This window comes from Pontibacterium granulatum (assembly GCF_029961155.1).
GTDB classification, from domain to species: domain Bacteria; phylum Pseudomonadota; class Gammaproteobacteria; order Pseudomonadales; family Balneatricaceae; genus Pontibacterium; species Pontibacterium granulatum.
Genome location: NZ_JASBRH010000006.1, coordinates 169464 through 190215, shown reverse-complemented (window position 1 = coordinate 190215; position 20752 = coordinate 169464). Strand labels below are relative to the sequence as shown.

Annotated in this window: 12 protein-coding genes and 1 tRNA gene; 8 read left to right on the top strand and 5 right to left on the bottom strand. The window is 54.8% G+C overall.

Annotation, left to right across the window (positions count from 1 at the left end; genetic code table 11):
* Positions 1–72: 72 nt before the first annotated feature.
* Together hisH and hisB are read right to left on the bottom strand one after the other, a co-directional pair.
* A complete protein-coding gene (gene hisH, locus QKW35_RS07965; RefSeq protein WP_282352130.1) occupies positions 73–714 on the bottom strand; it encodes an imidazole glycerol phosphate synthase subunit HisH in 642 nt (213 codons plus the stop codon).
* A 3-nt stretch (positions 715–717) separates the two neighbouring features.
* On the bottom strand, positions 718–1311 hold the full coding sequence (gene hisB / locus QKW35_RS07960; RefSeq protein WP_282352129.1) for an imidazoleglycerol-phosphate dehydratase HisB: 594 nt from the start codon (positions 1309–1311) through the stop codon (positions 718–720).
* 196 nt (positions 1312–1507) lie between these two features.
* Between hisB and QKW35_RS07955 the strand changes: the two genes are divergently transcribed.
* From QKW35_RS07955 to QKW35_RS07925, 7 genes are all read left to right on the top strand, one after another.
* Positions 1508–3676, top strand: coding sequence for an AsmA family protein (locus tag QKW35_RS07955; RefSeq protein ID WP_282352128.1), 2169 nt, complete (start codon positions 1508–1510; stop codon positions 3674–3676).
* Positions 3676–4740: an A/G-specific adenine glycosylase gene (mutY, locus tag QKW35_RS07950; RefSeq protein ID WP_282352127.1), complete on the top strand. Its 1065-nt coding sequence runs from the start codon at positions 3676–3678 to the stop codon at positions 4738–4740. The genes QKW35_RS07955 and mutY overlap by 1 nt, the downstream gene beginning before the upstream one ends.
* Before the next feature lie 35 nt (positions 4741–4775).
* Complete coding sequence (locus QKW35_RS07945) at positions 4776–5048, top strand: oxidative damage protection protein (protein WP_282352125.1); 273 nt, start codon at positions 4776–4778, stop codon at positions 5046–5048.
* Positions 5049–5173: 125 nt separating this feature from the next.
* Positions 5174–5249 (top strand) — tRNA-Phe (locus QKW35_RS07940).
* Positions 5250–5541: 292 nt separating this feature from the next.
* Positions 5542–14577 (top strand): CHAT domain-containing protein, encoded by a 9036-nt coding sequence (locus QKW35_RS07935; protein ID WP_282352124.1) that lies wholly within the window; start codon positions 5542–5544, stop codon positions 14575–14577.
* Positions 14578–14764: 187 nt separating this feature from the next.
* Complete coding sequence (locus QKW35_RS07930) at positions 14765–16849, top strand: caspase family protein (protein ID WP_282352123.1); 2085 nt, start codon at positions 14765–14767, stop codon at positions 16847–16849.
* Between the two features lie 116 nt (positions 16850–16965).
* Positions 16966–17307, top strand: a complete 342-nt coding sequence (locus QKW35_RS07925; RefSeq protein WP_282352122.1) for a hypothetical protein — start codon at positions 16966–16968, stop codon at positions 17305–17307.
* A 46-nt stretch (positions 17308–17353) separates the two neighbouring features.
* On the opposite strand, the gene QKW35_RS07920 is transcribed toward QKW35_RS07925, so the two are convergent.
* Together QKW35_RS07920 and QKW35_RS07915 are read right to left on the bottom strand one after the other, a co-directional pair.
* On the bottom strand, positions 17354–18166 hold the full coding sequence (locus tag QKW35_RS07920) for a hypothetical protein (protein ID WP_282352121.1): 813 nt from the start codon (positions 18164–18166) through the stop codon (positions 17354–17356).
* Between the two features lie 63 nt (positions 18167–18229).
* A complete protein-coding gene (locus QKW35_RS07915) occupies positions 18230–19060 on the bottom strand; it encodes a hypothetical protein (RefSeq protein WP_282352119.1) in 831 nt (276 codons plus the stop codon).
* Positions 19061–19314: 254 nt separating this feature from the next.
* On the opposite strand from QKW35_RS07915, the gene QKW35_RS07910 reads away from it, so the two are divergent.
* Complete coding sequence (locus QKW35_RS07910; RefSeq protein ID WP_282352117.1) at positions 19315–19572, top strand: hypothetical protein; 258 nt, start codon at positions 19315–19317, stop codon at positions 19570–19572.
* Between the two features lie 58 nt (positions 19573–19630).
* On the opposite strand, the gene glaH is transcribed toward QKW35_RS07910, so the two are convergent.
* A complete protein-coding gene (gene glaH / locus QKW35_RS07905) occupies positions 19631–20590 on the bottom strand; it encodes a glutarate dioxygenase GlaH (RefSeq protein ID WP_282352115.1) in 960 nt (319 codons plus the stop codon).
* Between the last annotated feature and the right edge of the window lie 162 nt (positions 20591–20752).

Genomic DNA, 20752 nt, shown 5'->3' with positions numbered 1-20752 from the left:
TCTGTTGCCGGACCGACCTAAAAAGATATTCGATCCGACGCAATCATTTAGAACACGATAAACCGCTTTGGTTTAGCGTTTGCCGTCCCAGTTGAGGAAGTTTTGCAGCAGCTGCAGACCCACCTTGGAGCTTTTTTCCGGGTGGAACTGCACCGCAAAAACGTTATCGCGGGAAATCGCCACATCGAACTCCAGACCGTAGGTGCAGGTCGCGGAAACCAGATCACGCTGATCCGCTTTTACGTAGTAGCTGTGCACAAAGTAAAAACGGCTGCCGTCTTCGATCCCGTCCCACAACGGGTGGTCGTCGTGGTAAACCTCGTTCCAGCCCATGTGTGGCACTTTCAGACGCTCACCGTTCTCGGTCAGGTTTTCGCCGAAGTACTTCACGTGACCGTCGAAGTGCGCCAGGCAGTTCACACCGTTGTTCTCTTCAGAGTCCTGCATCAGGGCCTGATAACCCACGCAGATCCCCAGGAACGGCTTACCGGACATGATCGCTTCAGCGACCTCTTTATCCACACCCAGACGGCGGATTTCGGCCATGCAGTCTCGGATCGCGCCAACACCCGGCAGGATCACACGATCGGCATTACGTACTTTTTCAGGGTCGGCAGTGACAATCACGTCGGTCTCAGGCGACACGTGCTCGAGCGCCTTGGACACGGAGTGCAGATTGCCCATGCCATAATCAATTACTGCAACAGTTGCCATCGCTTACAGAGTTCCTTTGGTAGAAGGCATCATGTTTGCGGCGCGGCTATCGATCTCCAGCGCCATGCGCAGGGCACGACCAAACGCTTTAAAGATGGTTTCCGCCTGGTGGTGCGCGTTAAAACCTTTGATGTTGTCGATGTGCAGGGTCACGCCAGCGTGGTTTACAAAACCCTGGAAGAATTCCCAGAACAGCTGGGTATCCAGTTTACCGATGCTGGCGCGGGTGAAATCGCATTTGAAATCCAACCCCGGACGACCGGAGAAATCGATCACAACACGGGACAGTGCTTCATCCAGCGGCACGTAGGCGTGGCCGTAACGCACAATGCCTTTTTTATCGCCGACTGCCTGCTTAAACGCCTGACCCAGTGTGATACCGATATCTTCAACGGTGTGATGGTCATCGATATGGGTGTCACCCTTGGCGTTGATCTCCAGATCGATCAGACCATGACGGGCGATCTGGTCCATCATATGCTCCAGAAACGGGACGCCGGTCTCGGCTTTGAATTCGCCGGTTCCGTCCAGGTTGATGGATACGGTGATCTGGGTTTCCAGCGTGTCACGGGATACCGTGGCGCGACGCTCAGCCATTTTGCTGCTCTCCAAGGATGTTCAAAGAAAGTGTATTCGTGAAAAACGGACATTATACAACCAATCCCCGCCAATGCCGATCCTCTGCATCTATGCTGAAACCTAAGTACGATATAAAACCCCTCTCCTCAATGCATGACAGCTTCCGAGCTTCTGTTTAACATGCGCCTTATAAGACTGTGCCAAGGAGGCATCCATGAAAACGCTGATGAAGATTGTAGGCGGCCTCGTCGCGCTGGTGATCCTGTTGATCGTCGCGGGCGGAGCTATTCTGGGAATGTTCTTCGATCCGAACGAGTACAAGGGCGAGATCGAAAAAATCGCTCTGGACAAAGGCGGTGTCGAGCTGAAGATCGGGGGCGATATCGGCTGGTCCGTATTCCCATGGCTTGGCCTTGAGCTGGGCGACATCAGCGTTAAGTACCCGAACAAGCCACAGCTGGCAACGCTCAGCAAGGCTCAGGTCTCCGTACGCATCCCAGCCCTGTTGAGTGGTCAGGTGCAGATGAGCAGTGTAGTGGTGGATGGACTCAACCTGAACCTGGTACAGGACGGTAGCAGCAATAACTGGGCGCCAGCCACCAGCGGTGAAAAAGCCGCAGAGACCAAAAAACCAAGTGCAGCAGAAAGTGCCGGTGGCACCGCCATCGCACTGGATATCGACAGCATCGCCGTGACCAACGGCAACCTCGCGTTTGAAGACAAACAAGCGGGCACCAAGGCACTGGTGAAAAACCTCAATCTGACCACCGGCAAGGTGCAGGACGACGTGGCCTTCCCACTGACTTTGAGCTTTGAGGCGGAACAGTACGCTGCTGGTTCGAGCGCACCGGCAATGACCGTTGGCTCCAAACTGGATGGCAACGTGCGCTTTAACCTAGGCAAACAGCAGTACTGGGTGAAAAAACTGAACAGCTCCATCACTGTGCAGGGCGAAGCCACCGGCGGCAAACCGCTGACACTGACCGTGGCTGCGGATGTGACCGCCGATGCAGCGAAACAGGCGGTTGCGCTGGAAAACCTGAAGGTCGCCATTGCCAACCTGGCCCTGAGCGGCAAGCTGGCCGTCAACGACTTTGCCAAGCCTGCGATCAGTGGTGCATTGGATGTGGCACCGTTTGACCTCAACAAGCTGCTAAGCACGTTGGGCCAGCCTGCCGTTGAGACTGCCGATCCAAACGTACTGAAGGCAATCAGCCTCTCCACCCAACTGGATGGACCGGCCAACACCGTCACCGCCAAGGGCATGACCCTGAAGCTGGATGACACCACCTTCAAAGGTGGCGCGGCCTTTGATCTGGCCAGCGGTGGTATCAAGCTGAACCTGAAAGGTGACAGCCTCAATGCAGATCGCTACATGCCACCGGCAAAAGAGCAACCGGCACAGTCACAACAGTCACAACAGAAAACGGCCAGTTCCGGCGAACGTTACTCCAAAGAGCCAATCATCCCGGTTGAACCGCTGCAAGGCCTGAACATCGATGCCACTCTGGGCCTCGACAAGCTACACGTGACCAAGCTGGATATCCAGAATATCGCACTGGTTGTCAGTGCACACAACGGGCTGATCAACGCCTCCAAGATCAATGCCGACATGTACCAGGGTACCCTGCGCAACAGCGCCACCCTGGATGTGCGAAAGTCCCCGGTTCGTCTCGCGGTGAAAAAGGATATTCGCGGTATCCAGCTGGGCGACGTACTGAAAGCCGCAGCAGATACCGATGTGATCAGCGGTGCACTGACCTCCAAGGCAGACATCACGGCCAGCGGGCGTTCCGTGTATGACATCGTACACAGCCTAAACGGCACCACCAGCATCAGTATGAAGGACGGTGAAATCCAGGGGATCGACATGGCCCAGACGGTTTGTCAGGGTCTGAACACCGTTAAATCTCTCGGCATCAACACCCAGGAAGTGGATAAGTCCACCCCGTTCGCCAACCTGAGTGCCAGCACCAAGATCGTAAACGGTGTGGTCAACAACCCGGATCTGAAAGCAGCCCTGGATGCGATGGCTCTGAGTGGTAAAGGTAAAGTTGACCTGCCGAGGGAAAGCCTGGATTACCGTGTGGGCCTGACCATCGAAGAGAACCTGTTCAAAAAAACCTGCTCCATCCCAGATAGCCTGGAAGGCGTCGAATTCCCGGTCGACTGTAAAGGGGGCTTCGACGACAACCCCGCCGACCTGTGCAAACCGGACCTGGCCGTATTCGAGAACATCTTCAAAGCCAAGGCAAAAGCCAAAGTGAAAGCGAAGGTGGATGCCAAGAAGGAAGAGCTGAAAGAGAAGTTGGGCGGCTCTCTGCAGGAAAAACTGGGTGGCGAGGAAGGTGCCAAGAAATTGTTGAAAGGGCTCTTTAATTAATGACACCCGAGCAGTTTGCCAACGCCGTGCTGGACTGGTTTGACCTGCACGGCCGTCACGACCTGCCCTGGCAGGCCAACAAAACCGCGTATCACACCTGGATCTCCGAGATCATGTTGCAACAGACCCAGGTTGCCACCGTGATCCCCTACTTCCAGCGGTTTATCGAACGTTTCCCGGACGTATATTCGCTGGCTGAAGCCGAGCAGGACGAGGTACTGCACCTCTGGACCGGCCTCGGTTACTACGCCCGCGCCCGCAACCTGCACAAAGCCGCCAAGACGGTGGTGAGTGACTACGATGGTGAGTTCCCGCAATCGGTGGAGGAGCTGGAAACCCTGCCGGGTATCGGTCGTTCCACCGCCGGTGCGGTACTCTCCATCTCCACCGGTAAGCGTGCCGCGATCCTCGACGGCAATGTTAAGCGTGTGCTAGCCCGTTTCTACGCCGTAGAAGGCTGGCCTGGTACCACTGCCGTGCAAAAAGAACTGTGGGCCTGCGCCGAGCAGAACACCCCCTATGAGCGGGTTGGCGACTACACCCAGGCGATGATGGACCTGGGCGCGACCCTCTGCACCCGCAGCAAACCCAGTTGTTTGCTCTGTCCGCTGCAGCAACATTGTGGCGCCTTTGCTAAAGGCATGACCGACAAGCTGCCAGCGCCACGGCCGAAGAAAACCCTGCCGGAGAAGCAGACCCTGATGCTGATCATCCGCAACGAGGATGGTGAGGTGCTGCTGTACCAACGTCCGCCGAGCGGGCTCTGGGGCGGACTGTGGAGCTTTCCGCAGGTGCAGGACCTACGCGACAGCCACCGTGAAACCGGTCTGGAGATCGATACCGACAGCGCCGAAGCCCTGACGCCGCTGCGCCACACCTTCAGCCACTTCCATCTGGACATCACCCCGGTCCTGGCACGCCTGAAAAGCCCTACAGATTGTGTCATGGAAGGCGCGCCGCTGCTCTGGTATAACTTAGAGCAACCGCAAAGCGTGGGACTGGCAGCACCCGTGAAGAAACTGCTGCAGAAGCTCCCCACCCCGGCCCAAACACCGGCCGGCTAAGCTATAAACAGTACCGAATTTTTTGGAGATCTCTGATGAGCCGCACCGTATTCTGTCGTAAATACAAAGAAGAACTGGAAGGATTGGATCGCGCACCGTACCCAGGCCCGAAAGGTCAGGATATTTACGATAACGTATCCAAGAAAGCTTGGCAGGAGTGGACCGCCCATCAGACACTGCTGATCAACGAAAAACACCTAAGCATGATGGACCCAAAAACCCGCGTATTCCTGCAAGAGGAGATGGAGAAATTCATGTCCGGCGACGACTACGAAAAAGTGGAAGGTTACGTACCACCATCCAAGTAATTCGTGCTTAACCGGCTGTTTGGACAGCACCTCACAGAAAACAGATAAATTTTTGAAAAATATCTATTTTTTGTGTTGACATACGCTGGCTAAATCCGTTTAATACGCATCCACGTTACGACGTTGCCCAGATAGCTCAGTCGGTAGAGCAGGGGATTGAAAATCCCCGTGTCGGTGGTTCGATTCCGCCTCTGGGCACCACTACTTTAAAGGCTTGCACTCAAATGCAGGCCTTTTTTGTTTCTATTACTCCTCCAATCTGTCCTTCCGTTCTGCTTTATTCCAGCATCCGCTACAAGCCTCAGTTCAAGATTCACCATGTATGCACCCCACACGTCCACCGCCCAAACTTGCGCGCATTCTGCAGCTAAGGTATATGGTGTTCTAGTGGTCATTTCACATCCAAGGGATGCTGTACAGAAGGATCGTCGTCGGATTTCCCTCCTCTGTCCATCACAACCATTACATACTCAAAAATGTTCAGAGGTACAGGATGTTATTTCTGTCACAGCACACATCGCAGATCTTGAACTCGACCATTTGCCGCTCCCGTCGCTGGTTACGCCAGGGCGCACTGAGCGCAGCCTTGCTGATCGGTAGTGTACCGGCAGTCTTCGCCGATCCCCTTACTGACTATATCAACGCTTCCGATCTGGCGGGTGTGGAAGCCCAGCTGCAGAAGAGCCCAACAGCGCTCAACCAGCGGGATGATCACGGCACCACGCCGCTGATCTACGCTATCCATAACCGCAATAAAGCGATGGTGGAGTTACTTGTTCGTCAGGGCGCCGACATCAATCTCAGTAGCCTGGAGCATGGCACCCCCCTGCAGTTCAGCTTTATGAGCAATCAACCACAGCTCGCCGCATGGCTGATTGGACAGGGAGCGGATGTCAATGCGGTGGCCGCGAATGGCTGGACCATTCTGCAGGCTATCACCCAGGAGGAGGTCTACAACTCTGCCGCCGATAATCTTCAGCTATTGCTCGACAAGGGCTTGGCGCTGAATACGCGGGATGAAAGCGAAAACACCCTGCTGCACTACGCCGTAGGCTTGGATTCCAGAGCGTTGGTCGAACGATTACTCGCTAAAGACGCTGATCCACTGACGGTCAATGCAGACGGATCGTCAGCTCTGGACTGGGCGCTGGAGCGCGAAGACCACAGCCTGTTTCCGCTGCTGTATAACAGCGTGACCAAACCACTCAACGATGAGCAGCAGTTTTCATTGCTGACCAGTGCTCTGGAATACGGCCGCAAAGACGCCCTGATTCAGCTCCTGGACGCCGGTTGGCCGGTGAATAAAACCCTACCGGAAAGGCCGTCCTTACTGCAGATTGCGTTGGCAGCCGAAAATTCCGAACTCGCTCAGCTACTATTGGCGCGTGGAGCAACCCTTCTCGCTTCCGTTGAAGCGCCGTATTACGAGCATCCGCTGACCTATGCCGGTTGGTTGGGAAGTCCTTCCTTGTTACAAGCGATGGCGCCGCAGGTATTGGCGAGCGAAAATCCACTGTTGGTAACCCAACTGTTCAGTCACGCCCTCTATCTTGGCGATCTGAAAACGGTGCAACTTTTGCAGCCAAAACTGGACCGTAAAGTCGCGGATGAAGCACTCGACACCGATCTGCTGGATGCATGGGAGGATGGTACGTTCCTGACTGAATTGATTGCCTGGGCACACATAGAACAACTGGAAGCTATGTATCCCGGTTTGCTGCGGTTAGCCCTGGCCGCCGATGCAGACGAACTACTCCAGCCTTTGCTGGATTGGCAACGCCAGCAAGAAGGTCCTGATCGTATTGCCTTGATGTTTGATCTGATCGAGAACCGACAGGATGAGGCCCTGCCTTATCTGCGCCAGTTGGGGGTAGGCAACGCCGATCTAAATCAATCTGACGATAACGCCAACACGCTGCTGCAAACCGCCATCTACAACGAAGCGCCAAACACCGCACTTTGGTTGCTGAAAGAAGGTGCAAACCCGTTGTTGCGAGGTGAGGTACACGAGGCCAGTGATGGATTTGGCCTCTACGGGGGCCTCTATGATTATCCTCTGGCGATGGTTGTTGATGAGCTGGACCAATTGGAAGAGGAAACTGACACCCAATCAACATGGTGGACACTGCTGGATCAACTTCTATCGGATCCAAATCAGTTGGCGTTAAAAGACCTTGAAGATGAGCCGATTCTTTTTAAAGGTCTAAAGAGCAAACAAACCAAATTAACCAATCGCCTCATCAACGCAGCCACCACCTCGCAGTTGAATCAACGAGATACCGAAGGCAACACCCCACTGCACCTGCTGGTGGGCAAGGGCGACATGGAACTGCTGCGGCAACTGCTCGCAAAAGGCATCGATCTTAACCCTGCGGCAACCAGCGACCGGCACAGCCCTCTGTATCTTGCGATCAAAGGCGAGGCCTTTGAGGTTGCCGACCTGCTGCTCACCGCCGGCGCCACGCCCGATCCACAGCTCTACCACCACCTGTACGATCTTGGCCATCAGGAGATGCTCAAACGCTGGATCGCTGAACACAAGCAGATTGATGTTGCAGATACGCACGGCAACAGCCTGTTGATCCGTAGCCTGCATGATGATGACTGGCCATTTGGCTTCTGGTTGCTGAGCAATGGCGCCAACCCGAATGTCCGCGATAATCACGATCGCCCGGCACTGTGGCTGGCCACCAATAATCCCTATGCGTTTACCAGCCTGCTCAAGCAGGGTGCCAAGCTACATGAAAAGGATAACCAGGGGCGCACCCTGCTCCATCTTGTAGCCGAACAGGGAAACTTGCGTCTCGTAGATGGCTTGCTGGAAAAAGGCTTTAAGGTCACCGAACAGGACCACGAGGGCCGTACACCGATTGAACTGGCGATCAATCAGGGGCATTTCAAGATGGTGCAGACCCTTGCCGATGCGATGCCTGAACCAGACCGCACAGGGCCGGATAGCGAAGACCGCCGCCTGCGCTTCTGGAGTGCCCTCTATTGGGCTGATCGTAAGGATAAAATGCTAACCTCGATTGAGAAGGATCTGGCATCCAGCAACCCTCACCCACACGCGGCTTATATCTGGAGTTCAACCCATCTGCGTCTGGACCAGCTCGAAAACGCCTACGCCGATGCAAGTGCAGAATTGAAACAACTGCTGGGCCTCTCGCCTCAAATGTTGATCGCATTAAATACGCGACCGGAGCAAATACTGACTCTGTATCCACCTGATGGGCACTACAGTCCAAAAGAGATCTTCGCGCTGGTCGAGCTCGCCAATGAGGTTGAGAAACAACAGCACTTCAGTGCGATGTTCGCATACCTGAACCGGGTCATCGAGATGGCTCCGGGCATGTGGCAACCGGCGTGGATGTACGAAGAGATGGCGTTACTGGAACGTGATACCTTACGCAAGCAAGCATACGATTTTGCCAACCTGCCATCGATTCGTGATTCGCTCAACGGGCGCTATATCCGTGCATTGCTGCAACAGCACCGCTGGCTGTACACGGACCGTTTGCCTTACATCGAACAGTTCCTGCAAGAAAACCCGCGTGACAGTCGCGCCTGGGTGGCTAAGTCATACGCTCTGGCCGGAGGAAATTACTTTGCAGAAGCGCTTGAAGCGGCCCTCAACGGTACCGCGATTTTCCCGTTCTACGCCAACCGCGACAAGCCGGTTGAACTGCTGGTAAAACTGCGCAAACCTGAACAGGCCCGCCGTTATGCAGCGCAGGTTGCACGTTGGTACGGTGATACCGATCTCATCGCCCGCCAGTCCCGTTATTTTATCGACGGCCTGATCGCCACCGGTGATAAGGGACAAGCCCGAGAAGAGCTGAAGAAAGCGCTGGAGACCTCACCACAAAACGCACGCCTGATGTTCCAGATCGCCAATCTGGAGCTGAAAGACAAACGCCCGAACGAAGCGGTCTTTTGGATGACCAAAGGCGCCACACTGAAACCGGACCTGAGCACAACCCACCTAAGCCGCTTCATGCGCGCCTATCGGGAATCCGGTGAAGTCGCTCAGGCCTACACCGTGTTTGAGCAGTATCGCAAACCACGTCCTGCTGTCGATACATACGACGAAGCGCTGGGGCTGCTGCAAACCCTGAAACGCGACAGCACTTACCAAATCCTGTTACAGGAAGCGTTGGAACATTACCCGGCGCATCTGGCATTGAATAAACGGGCCCTGCGCTTGCAATGGCAGCAGGGTAAGAAAGAAGCAGCCCTGTCAGCCGCTGTGGCGCTGCTTGAGCAGTATCCATCCGACAGTGGTCTGCAAGACCTGATCTACGAGTACAAGTCCGAGCAGCAAAGCCCGACCCAGGCACAGCAGTTTGCCGAGCAAGCCGCACAGACCCGTCCCTGGGACAAAAACCTCTGGCAGCTTGCCAAGCGCTCGCTACCGGCGAATAGCAGTAATGCAGATAAAATCGCCTTTTGGAAACGCGCCCAGAAAGCCGCCCCGTACGAGTCTTTCCCGTGCGAAAAGGTGGTCGATATCCATGTTGATGCCAAAGCATGGACAGCGGCTCATCTGGAGGTCCAGCAGTGCCTGGGGCGCTTTGCACAAAATCCGGAGAACGTCCGTATCAGCAGCCGTTTGCGTACCTTGCTGTTTGACGCCTGGGTTTACGAAAACCAGACCAAGCGCCAACGTCTGCCACACGAAACGATACGTATGGCTGAACAAGCCTGGCAGGAATATGCACAGCTGTACGGCAACCACAGTAATTATCTCCGCTACCGGGAAGGTTTTTGTCGCGCGCGCCAGGATCTAAAGTGTGCGGCCAACGCCCTGGCTGATCGCAGCTACTTCGACCGGGACAGCACCGACCACTTCCACGAGCTGGTCGCCGAGTACTCACAGCAACTCGGTGCTGCCAAAACTCGCGGTTACGGCGCACAGATGATCGCCCGCAATCCGTACGATGAGACTAAACTGCGCTCCTTCCTGCATAAAAACCTACTCTGGAGCGGCAGCCCGATTGTTGCCCTGAAGGCAATCCAGGACGCCAAAGCGCGTGGCCTGCATGTCGATAAGGACTGGGAACGCAAAGCACTCGGGCAGCTGGGTGATTCCCTGTCTGAGTTTGAGCAGTACGCCACCGGCAACACCGGACCTGGCGTATCGTTGCGCTACATCCGCTGGTACGATCGCGCACGCCGCGAAGCATTGACGGCCGATGGCACCAAAATTTTCTACCAGTTTGACGCCGAGGAGCCGACGGTTGAAATTCTGTTGCCCAACGGCGAAATGATTACCCGCAGTGACCACCCGTTGTTTGGCAAACCGACCTACTTTGCAAAGGGCGCCGGTTTTATGCGCCTGACTTATACCGAAAGCGGCCAGCTGGCACACATTGTTGATTCCAGTGGCAAGCAGATCCGTTTGGAGTACAACGCGGATGACCAGATCGTATTGTTGCAAACCAGCAAGGGCGAAGAGCTGAGCTTTGAATACGGCCTCTTGGGTAAACCAACGCGGATCACGCTGAAAGACGTGGGCGAGATACGCGTCCGCTACGACGGCAACGGCGAGATTGAGAAGGTGAGTTCCGATGCAGGGCACCGCATGGCACTGCGCGTGACCCAGGCATTTCAGTCCCTGCTTGGCATGGTGAAGAAAGTGCAACAGGTACACGATTTGAAAACCCTGCCGCACCTCGACCATCAGGACACAGAGAAAGAGCGCCTGCAGGCAGCGCTGGATGATGCGGCTTACGAGAGTACTGAAGAACAGCAGGCTAAACTCGCGCTGGCGACCTATCTGGTCGATAACGTACGCAACAGTTCCGACTACTTTTCTCAGGCGGAACACCTGCTCTACGCACTGCTGGATACCTACAAAACCCAGCAGGGTGTGCGTAATCAACTTGATGCGGCCACCACAGTGCGCAAACTGCATCAACTGTACAATACCGTAAAGCCCCACGGACTGCCGCGGGACGAATTTTCCCGTTGGAATGATGCCCAGAATTGGCTGCGCGGCGCGGCTCTCCGCCAGCAACAGCCCGAGCTGAAACAGATCCTGGCAGAGATCGATCAGCAACCGCTGGTATTGCTGCGTGATGCACACTGGTTGCAGCGCTCCGATTTCAGCAACAGCGCCTACTGGAAACGTTATGGCAATACGGAGTTATTCGCCAAGTCCCAGGCGTCCAGTGACAAGCACCAGGTACTGATCCGCCAGAACGGCGATCTGGTTGTCGCCAGCGACAACGGTTTGTCCGTGCTGCGTAACGGTTTCTGGCAATGGTACAGCTACGACAATGCGTTGGGACGGTTCTCCGCCAACCTGTCGCCTTACAACCTAGATGGCCGCTCGCAGATTCTGGCACTGGCGGAAACCAATGACGGCACCCTTTGGCTAGGCAGCAGCAAAGGCCTGATGGCCCTCACTGGCGATTACCAGGAAGCACTTAGCTTCTGGGGCCCGGCACAAGGACTCACGACACCTCGCATCAACAGTCTCGCAAGCCTGGATAATCAGGTGTACGCAGCCACGGCAAACGGTGTTTTCACACTGAATCGCGAAACCCAAACAGCAGTTTCAATTGAATCCGTGCAGGTATCCAATGCGGAACAGATCGCGGTACTCAGCAGCGATGGCAACAGCTTGCTCCTTCGCAGTGAAAACCAGCTGTGGTTGTACAGCAACGGATCCAGCCAGTCTCTGGGACAAGCGCAGGACTTCGCCTGGCATGCTGATCAGGGGTTGCTTTACTGGCTGCAAAACGGGCTGGTCTACCGCCTGGCATTGACCGAACTGAACAATCAGTGGCAAGTAGCGGGTCAGTCGCCTCAGATTATCGCCCGTCAGCAGGACCTACTGCTCTCCAAACAGATACACGAACTGGCGATCTGGCGTTTACCGGAGGTAGGTGACACGCTGGTCGTAAACACCGACCTCGCCATCAACGTACTGAAGGACAACTACTTCGAAGCCATGCCGTTGCCGTATGAAACCCGCCGCGGTGGTCTGCAGGTGGGTCCTCAGCATTCCTACAGCGGCCCGAACGGCCTGGCGATTCTCAGTCAGGACGGTGTCTACACCCGCTTCGAGGGTAAAGCACAGCAGCTCAGCGCTGGGCCGGTATACGACCTGTTGAGTGATAACGAGCTGGGTCTGACCTTTATGGCGACCGGACGGCAGATCTTGTATGTGGAACAGGGCAAAACCGTATCAGATGCCGATCAGTTTTCCGGTGCCAACGCACGGGTGTTGACACAGGACCGCGCGGGCAACCTGATCACCCATGACGGCAATACGATCATCCGTTTCCAGCGTGGCTCGGACCAGGCTCAGGAACTGTTCCGCGCAGAGCCGTCGGTGGACGAGGATGGCTGGGGAGGTCGTGTCGTAGATATCTATGTGGATAGCAAGGATGTTATCTGGGTGACCGCAGGCTCCTCTCTGTTCCGTTATGCAAATGACCAAGTCGAGGAGTTCAACTACATCCTGGATGCGAAGAAGTTCCCGTCCCGCAGCCCGATGCTGAGCGAGATCTACCAAGACCTGAACGGCGACCTCTATGTTGTAGCGTCCAATGAAGGACATCTGGACTATCAGGGTGTCACTCTTTCCGGCGGATTATTGAAATGGAACGGCAGTCGCTTTGAAAACCTTGGCCATCCCGATCACTGGTTCGCCACCGGCTATACCCGAATCGATGCCAATACGGCCATCGTATCCACCAACCAGAGCTTTGTCCGTGAGAAGGCCGGGCCTGATGCGCATAAGCAACGCCGCTCTTTCCGTGCCCTTAATGACCCGACATACGCTGCTGTCACGGAGAAAACCGAGATGTTGTGGCTGGGAAGACAGGGTGCGCGGTTCCACGACGACAACAGCTGGCTGTTTCCATCTGCCGGTGGCGTGGTGCTTTATCACAACGGTAAATGGTTCTATCCCGACCGTTTAAATCAACTTTTGCCGGAGGACCAGCGCCTGGGGCAGTACGGTGGCCGCACAGTGCATGCCGTTTCCATTGATGGAGACGGCCGTATCTATGCCGCTACCGATTTGGGTGTTCTTGTTTACGAGAGCGAAGGCATCGCATCCCTGCTGACCGACAACCAGCTTGGTCAGATCGCCTTTGCCGATAGCGAACACCAGCAGCAACAAGACCTCAGCGAGATCTTCCTGGCCCGGATAGACCCGGCAACCAAGCAGGGTCGGCTGTTGGCAAGGTACCGCAAGATGCAAGAAAACATCGGCGAGCTGGAACAGCAGTTACTGCGCTCAACCACTACACCAGATGCCTCTCAAGACAACGAGGGTGCCAGTGCCAATACAGCTCAGGCAGCACAACCGGAGGATGGTGAAGCCCTGAAAAAGCGCCTCAAAGCCAAGAACCGTGTGCGTGAAAAACTGCTGGCGCGCATCGAAAGTGAACACTACGGGCTTTATCAGATGTTGAAGCTGGACCCGCGTGAAGTCGCCGCCATGCACAAACAGCTCAGCCCCGAACAAGCATTGGTGCAGTATCTGCCGACACCCGACAAGCTGCTGATTCAGGTGGTCACGCAGGAAGGCGCCCAGATCCGTGAAGTCAGCGTCAGTCGCCGTGACCTGTATGACACCAGTACCGCGGTTGTGGGTGCGTTGCGCTATCAGGCGGCCCACCTGTTACCACAAAAGAGTGCGCGAGGGCTCTCCAATAAACCCACGACAGCCATCCACGATCAACGGCAACACGCCGATGAGCAACTGCAGCGCCTTAACTGGCTCTATGAACAACTGCTACGCCCGGTAGAGCGAGAGCTGGAAGGCAAATCGCAGGTATTTATCACGCCGGTGGGCGCACTCACCTACCTGCCGTTCCCGGCGCTCGTGCGTCAGATAAAACCGCAGGTGCAGTACGCGGTACAACACTTCAATCTGGGTGTGATTCCATCGATGTATCACCTGAATCTGGTGCTGCAACATGACGACTCTTACAGCAATGCCCTGTTGATGGTAGCCGATCCGGATGGCAGCCTGCCCGGTGCCCGTAAAGAGGTTGCAAAGATAGCCGCTGATAGCAGTCAGGAACCCATCATTCTTGAGGGTGAAGAGGCCACATACGACAACCTGACCGCCGCAACGGCAGAAGCACGTGTCATGCACCTGGCCACCCACGGCAGTCTGAACCAGAGCACACCGGCCGACAGCTACCTGTTACTCGCCAACAGTTATCGCCTCAACGTCATCGATATCGCCACCCTTGACCTGGACCAGACCGACCTGGTGGTACTGTCTGCCTGTGAAACCGGTATTGGCAAGCCAGGCTTGGAGTACGCGACGCTGGCCCGTGCGTTTGCTCACGCGCATGTGCCAACCGTGGTTGCGTCCTATTGGAAGGTAGATGACAGTGCAACCTCCAGTTTGATGCAACACTTCTACCGCACATTGGAGGAAGAACCAGAGAAAGATTACTTCAGCGCCCTGGCACATGCGCAACGCCAAATGCTGGATGCCGGAACCCCGAATCAACATCCTGCAGCCTGGGCTGGATTTACCGTGTTCGGTAAGCCCTGAGGTGAGGATTCTATTCAGGACTGAGCAGACTAAGAAAGGTTAAGGGCGGCCCCGTGCCGCGTTTTTTATTTAAAACAGATTTTTAACATATGGTCTGTTCAACTGTCAGGCGTTGTCCATCCCATCCTGATAAGTCGGAACAGGCACGGCAACATACGAATTAAGAGACACGAGAAACGGAGCGACCATGCAGACGCTGGGCATCTCAAACCGAATTTCCTCACTGTTGCTTGTGGGAACACTGGCCATGGCCTGCCTGTTTTCGGGTAACGCGCTGGCGGTGAAGCGCGCCCTACTCGTGGGTGTATCCGACTATCCTAACCTGCCCGATAACCTGCAGCTGACAGGCCCGGTCAACGACGCAGAGATCGTTCATGCGACGCTGCGTCAGCGCGGTTTTGCCGAAGATCAGATCCAGCTATTAGTGACCAAAGAGGGTTATCCGTCACCCACCCGCGCCAATATCCTGACCGCCTTGGGGATGCTTGCAGAAGAGGCTGGGCCTGATGACTTTATCTACCTGCACTTTGCTGGTCACGGTAGCCGTCAGCCCGCCAAACAGGTAAGTAACGACGAAGCTGACGGCCTCGATGAGATCTTCCTACCCAGCGATGCCAAGCGTTGGAACAGTGCGATAGGTTCGGTAGAAAATGCCATCATTGATGACGAAATCGCTTTATATGTGGATAAACTGCGCAACCGGGGCGCTGACGTATGGGTGGTGTTTGATAGCTGCCATTCCGGCACGATGACCCGCAGCGCTGCCATACCAGAGCTGCGTTATCGACAGGCACCAAGCGACGCACTGGGCATTCCGACCCAGCCCCAGACGCACACAGCAGGTTTGCAGGACCAACAGGATTTCGAGCGCTGGAATGCAACGGGCTATAAACGAGACCAGAGCTTGCAGGCAGCCTTTTTCAAATCCGGCAACGCGGCCCCTCCGACCAGCCGCGGAGACCTGATCGCATTCTCCGCTGCACAAAGTACCCAAATCACACCTGAGATGCGGCTACCGCGGGGTAACCCCAACCGCCGTTATCATGGTCTCTTTACCTACAGCCTGATGGATGTACTCGGCTCCAACACACAGCTCAGCTATCAACAGCTGGCGCAGAAAGTCCTGGCGCGCTACGAAAGCATACCATGGCGCAACAGCCAACCACTGTTCAGCGCATCCAACATGAACGCGACGGTATTCGGTACTGTAGGAAACGTTGCGCAGCAGTTCAGCGCACAACTCAGGGGGAACAAGGTTCATATTCGCGGAGGCCACCTCGCGATGCTGAGTGAAGGTGCAGAAGTGGCTCTGTTTGGCGACGCCACAGCCACGGAAGAGCAGCGACTGGCAACCCTTATCATCGACCAGGCGGATGCGGTCAGCAGTTCCGCATCCGCAACCGGTTCACAATCCACCCACTGGCCGAAAACGTTGTATGCTCGCCTGCGTAAACCCGCTCTGAAAGCCTCCCTTAAGATCGCGCCTTTAGCTTCGCGTGATATGGACAAGGCGGCACAGGCAACACTGCAGAAGCAGCTTGCTGCTGTCAGCCAAAAGCATGGGCTGATCGAACTGACGCCCCCCACAGAAGCGGATATTCTGGTGAGCCAGTTTGCCGGCCGGTTCTGGTTTCTACGTGCAGATCAGACGCTGCCTTGTGAGCAGCAACAGATCTCACCCGATGCAGAAAAACGCTGCGTGAAAGATCGGGAACCTCAGCCTCTACTGCAAACCACTGTCCCTCGGGCAGCGCAGGATGTACCTTCAACTCTGGGCAACAGTCTGTTGCGAATTGCCAGGGCCGAGCACTTGCTCAACAGCACATCACACCTGTCCGGTACGCAGCAGCATCTCAGCATTAACTTTCGTGTAAAGCGCCTGGACAATGTGCAAAACCTGCCGGTGAATATCCGCCCCAAACTACAACATAACGATGAGATTCTGCTCGATGTAAAGAACAGTGGCCGTGAACCTCAGGATGTGAGTATCCTGTTTATCGATAGTCAGTACGGCATCACCCTGCTGTATCCCAGAAAGGGAGACGCTAACCGATTGCAACCAGGCGATTCGCTGTCATTTAATTGGCACGTCAATGTGGATACAGTGGGCATTGAACACCTGGTACTCAGCAGCCAACCGGGTACAGGGGTAAGCCGTGACCTTTCTGAACTGGAACAGCCGCCTCTGCAAGCTGCCACACGCGGTGCCCATCGCTCAAAGCCACCGCATCGAGGTGGATTGGAAATATACAGCTGGCAGGTTGTTCGCTAACGGAAGCAAATAACACGCATCATGCCGATATACCGATGTTCACGTGCAATGCACGTTAGCGTCGATTTTTTAACAGAGCACGTTGAAGTAGTCATAACTTGAGAGGGAAGAAAAACATGAAAAAACTAATGTGTGCAGCACTACTTGGATTCGGAATGGTTTCCGCACCGGCAATGGCTTGGGAGTGTACCGCCGCAAGTCCATCCGCATGGGGAGTTGGCTACTCTGCATATCGAGGCACCGCTGCACGTATCGCGCTGAACGAATGTGCGATCCGTACACCGTGGGGACAGGCATGCTATATCCAGCAGTGCTACAACTACCGCTCTGCAGAAACCGAACAAAAACAGCCAACGGGTGGTATGGGTAAGCCTGAATATCTGGGTGAAGACGAAGATATCCGCTTTAACAGCGATCCAGAAGAAACCGCTGGTGGTGTACTGAAAAACAGCCAGTAAGCCTCTCAGGCTACGGGTCAATTTCCCCGTAGCCTAAACTGGTGGTCTATGGGCCGGGTGCCGCAAGCATCTGCGCGACATAGACCTCCAGCTGTTCACACAACGCGTCTCCTGCACCACTGAACACTGGCTTACCGCCCATACTCGGTATTGTTTGCGCCAGCCCGACCAAAGCCTCGTCTTCAGATGCCCGGCAGAGTGAAAGCCCCATCAGCAGCCAGCGGCCTTGCTCAAAGTATTCGGTTTTTTGCTCTCCAAACTGTGATGCATAACGCCCACCGGCATCCGTCAGCAGTTCTCCGGGGATTCCATCAATTCCGCCTGTACGGCCAACACTCTGCAGGCCGCTGTGTATTCCAGCCAGAATCTGAACCTGCTTTCCATTCAACTCTACGGGTAACGCACGTAGCTTTGTTTCAACACGTCCATCCAGATACTTAACCAGGGCAAGATGATGGTTGCTGTACAGTTGGTCGATAGCAGAAGGCCGTGGCCAAAGGATAAAAGCCACCAGCGCTAGGCTAGCCAACGCACTGCCTGAAACTGGCAGCAACCAGACATTAAATCGCTCACGCAGTTGCTGCAAGAGCGATACCGGTGTTCCGACCCCAGCGCTCTCCCCTGACCAGACAGGGTGGTGGTTGAGTAACTGTTGCCACCGGGCATACAACGCGGAATCGCAGGCAAGGTGACTGATCACCTGGGCACGGCGCGAGGAATCCAGTCGGTTGTCCAACATCGCCGCCAAATCTTCCAGGTCGGGACGCTCACCGACCGGGGTATCCACCTGGCTAAACTCCAGTGCGATACGTGCCAGCCACTCCTGCTGCCGGCTGTTATCCTGATTACCGAGACTCATAAACACATCCCCCATATCCTATGGGATGGACCATACGCAGAATTCGACTGCCGATTTTTTTAATCAAACAAATTCCTCCGGCAACACAGCTGAGCGCTCGAGAATCTGACGAATCTGTTTAAGCGTACTTTTAGCTATACGTGCAGGCTGATGGGCGGGCATATCGAGATGGCGCGCGATGGCACTGAATTTCAGCCCGTCCTGATAGGCCATCTTCAGGATCAGGCGCTGTTCGGCACTAAGCTGCAACTGATCGCGTAGCATTGTCGCCAGTGAGGTATCACCCGCAACGGATCCTGCTGGATGAGGTGAGTCCTTCAGCACCACCTGATGCAACAACAGGAGCAATTCCTCTGCCGTTTCGGTGGTCTGCTGGTTACCGTCTGTATTGTCAAGGCTGTCGCTGTCTTCCGGTAGGGAAACTTCGCCGGTACGCTGACCGCACCAGGGCAGTTTACTCTTGATGGTGCGGATACTCGCCAGCAGCGTTTCCGGCGCTCTTAGCGTCTCATCCGGCCCTGAAAGCGTTTCAATCACAACCGGCACAGGCTGGCGCTCCAGACACAGTAGTTTCCAAAGGGTCAGCCAGGTCTCCCCTAACTGCTTAAGCCATTGCGGAGGGCGCACACGCCCATAACGTTTGCGGGCGTACTCTTCGATCAAATTAACACTCAGTGTATAGAGGTAAGTTTCAGGCTTAGATTTTCCCTGAAACTTCCGGCAAATTTGCCAATCATCCGCCGACAGCTGCTCCAGCACATAGTCGCCAGCCACTTCCGCATCAGTTGTACGACCGAACCGCTGCTCACTCAAAGCCGTTATGCGTAGCTGCACAGTTTCGCTAAAAACCAGCTCAGGCCAGTTGATCTCAGGACGGGACGGTTTGGCGCTCATGGGGGAGTTATCCGCAAGGACTCGAAAAACGATTCAAGCATATTGCATCAAGCCCTGCCAAGTGCAATTCACAGCAACAACGCCGACAGATATGGGAGCATTAAAATATGCTCACAGTCCACCAGCTCACATCAAGACCTTTCTCCAAGGCAGCTCTATATTTCGATTAATATGAAATTAATTTAACGCCACAGAGCCATAAATCCCATCATCTCCATAAATGCAGAATCTTTGAATGAGCATCAGGAATCAAGATGAAATCCACTATCTGGTTGATCGCTGCGGCACAAACACTGCTATGGGATGCGTTGTACTACCTGTTCCCAGCCATGCTGCTGCAGTGGGAAGAGCATTACAGCCGGAGCCGGGCCGAGCTGACGTTAGCGTTAGGGTTGGCAGTGGTGGTATCGGCAATGTTCGCGCCGCTGGCCGGACTTGTCTGCCTGGCCATGACTTTATTGCTGGAACAACAGCAGAATCCAGCTCCATGCTGTCCCGAAGAATACGCCTGACACAAAAAAGCCACTGACTACTCAGTGGCTTTTTTCTTTTCGAACCAATATCTCAGACTTACTGAGCAGGGTTACGCAGAGTCTTCTTGTGGGTGAAGTAACCGCGCTGACGCATCAGCTCACGACGGAGGCCGTCGTGTGGCGTGAACTTGTCACGACCGTGCAGCCAGAAGTGGTTGTTGATCAGCAGGAAGTTACCGATCTCAACACGGATACCGTGGATCGCCGGGCTGCTTTCGATGGACTCGGACAGATCAGTCAGCCAGTTACCTTCTTCGAAGTTAGCAGGCTGCACGAACTGGTCGATGTAAGACATGATCGGCTTGCCGTCTACGTCCAGGTCGAATACCGGGTGGTAGATATCTTTGGATACTTTCTTGCTTGGTGGCGCAGACCAACGCATCTGACGGTACGCCATTGGATCGTTAGAGAATTTATCCAGATCAGCCCAATCGTCCAGGTGCAGCAGCAGGGAATCACCACCTTCCATGTTCTGCTCGTCGATCTTCAGCATCAGAACGTAGTCCGTATCCTGCTCTACAAACGTACCGTCGTTGTGCAGTTCCATTACACGGTGTGGCTGACGCAGGTAGCTGTCGGAGTTGTCAGTGTTCTGTACCACGAAGCGAGCGTAGTACTGACCGCTCATCGCGTCGTAGTTGGAACGACCGTACAGGTGAGCAATTGCAGTGGTGAACTTAACCATGTCTTCAGCCTTGGACACATCATCCAGACCTTCAGGCTTGATCAGCAGAGCACCGCTGTTGCGGTCAGTCAGGGTGTCGATCAGCAGTGCCTGCAGCTGGTTGCCACACAGATCATCCAGGATTTTAGCAACGCGGAAACGCAGGAAAGATTTGTATTCCAGTGCCTGAACAGGCCACTCAGCAGTTGCTTCCAGGAAAGCATCAACAGTTGCTTTAGGGAAAGCCAGTTCGTACAGGCGTTCTGGGTACTGCTCAGATGGTTTGATGGAGAAACCGGTGTACGTCTTATCCAGGTTCACAATAGCGTTCATTTTTATAGTCCTTCGATGGCTAAATCTTCAAGATGGAATTAATAATATATACACTTTTAAATAATGTCTACATTTTTTGCCTTTGTATATATTTGATCGCATTGTCTCCTTCTTCAGACCCGTTATAATTCCGAGCAAACCAGTAAAGTAAGGCAACCAGCG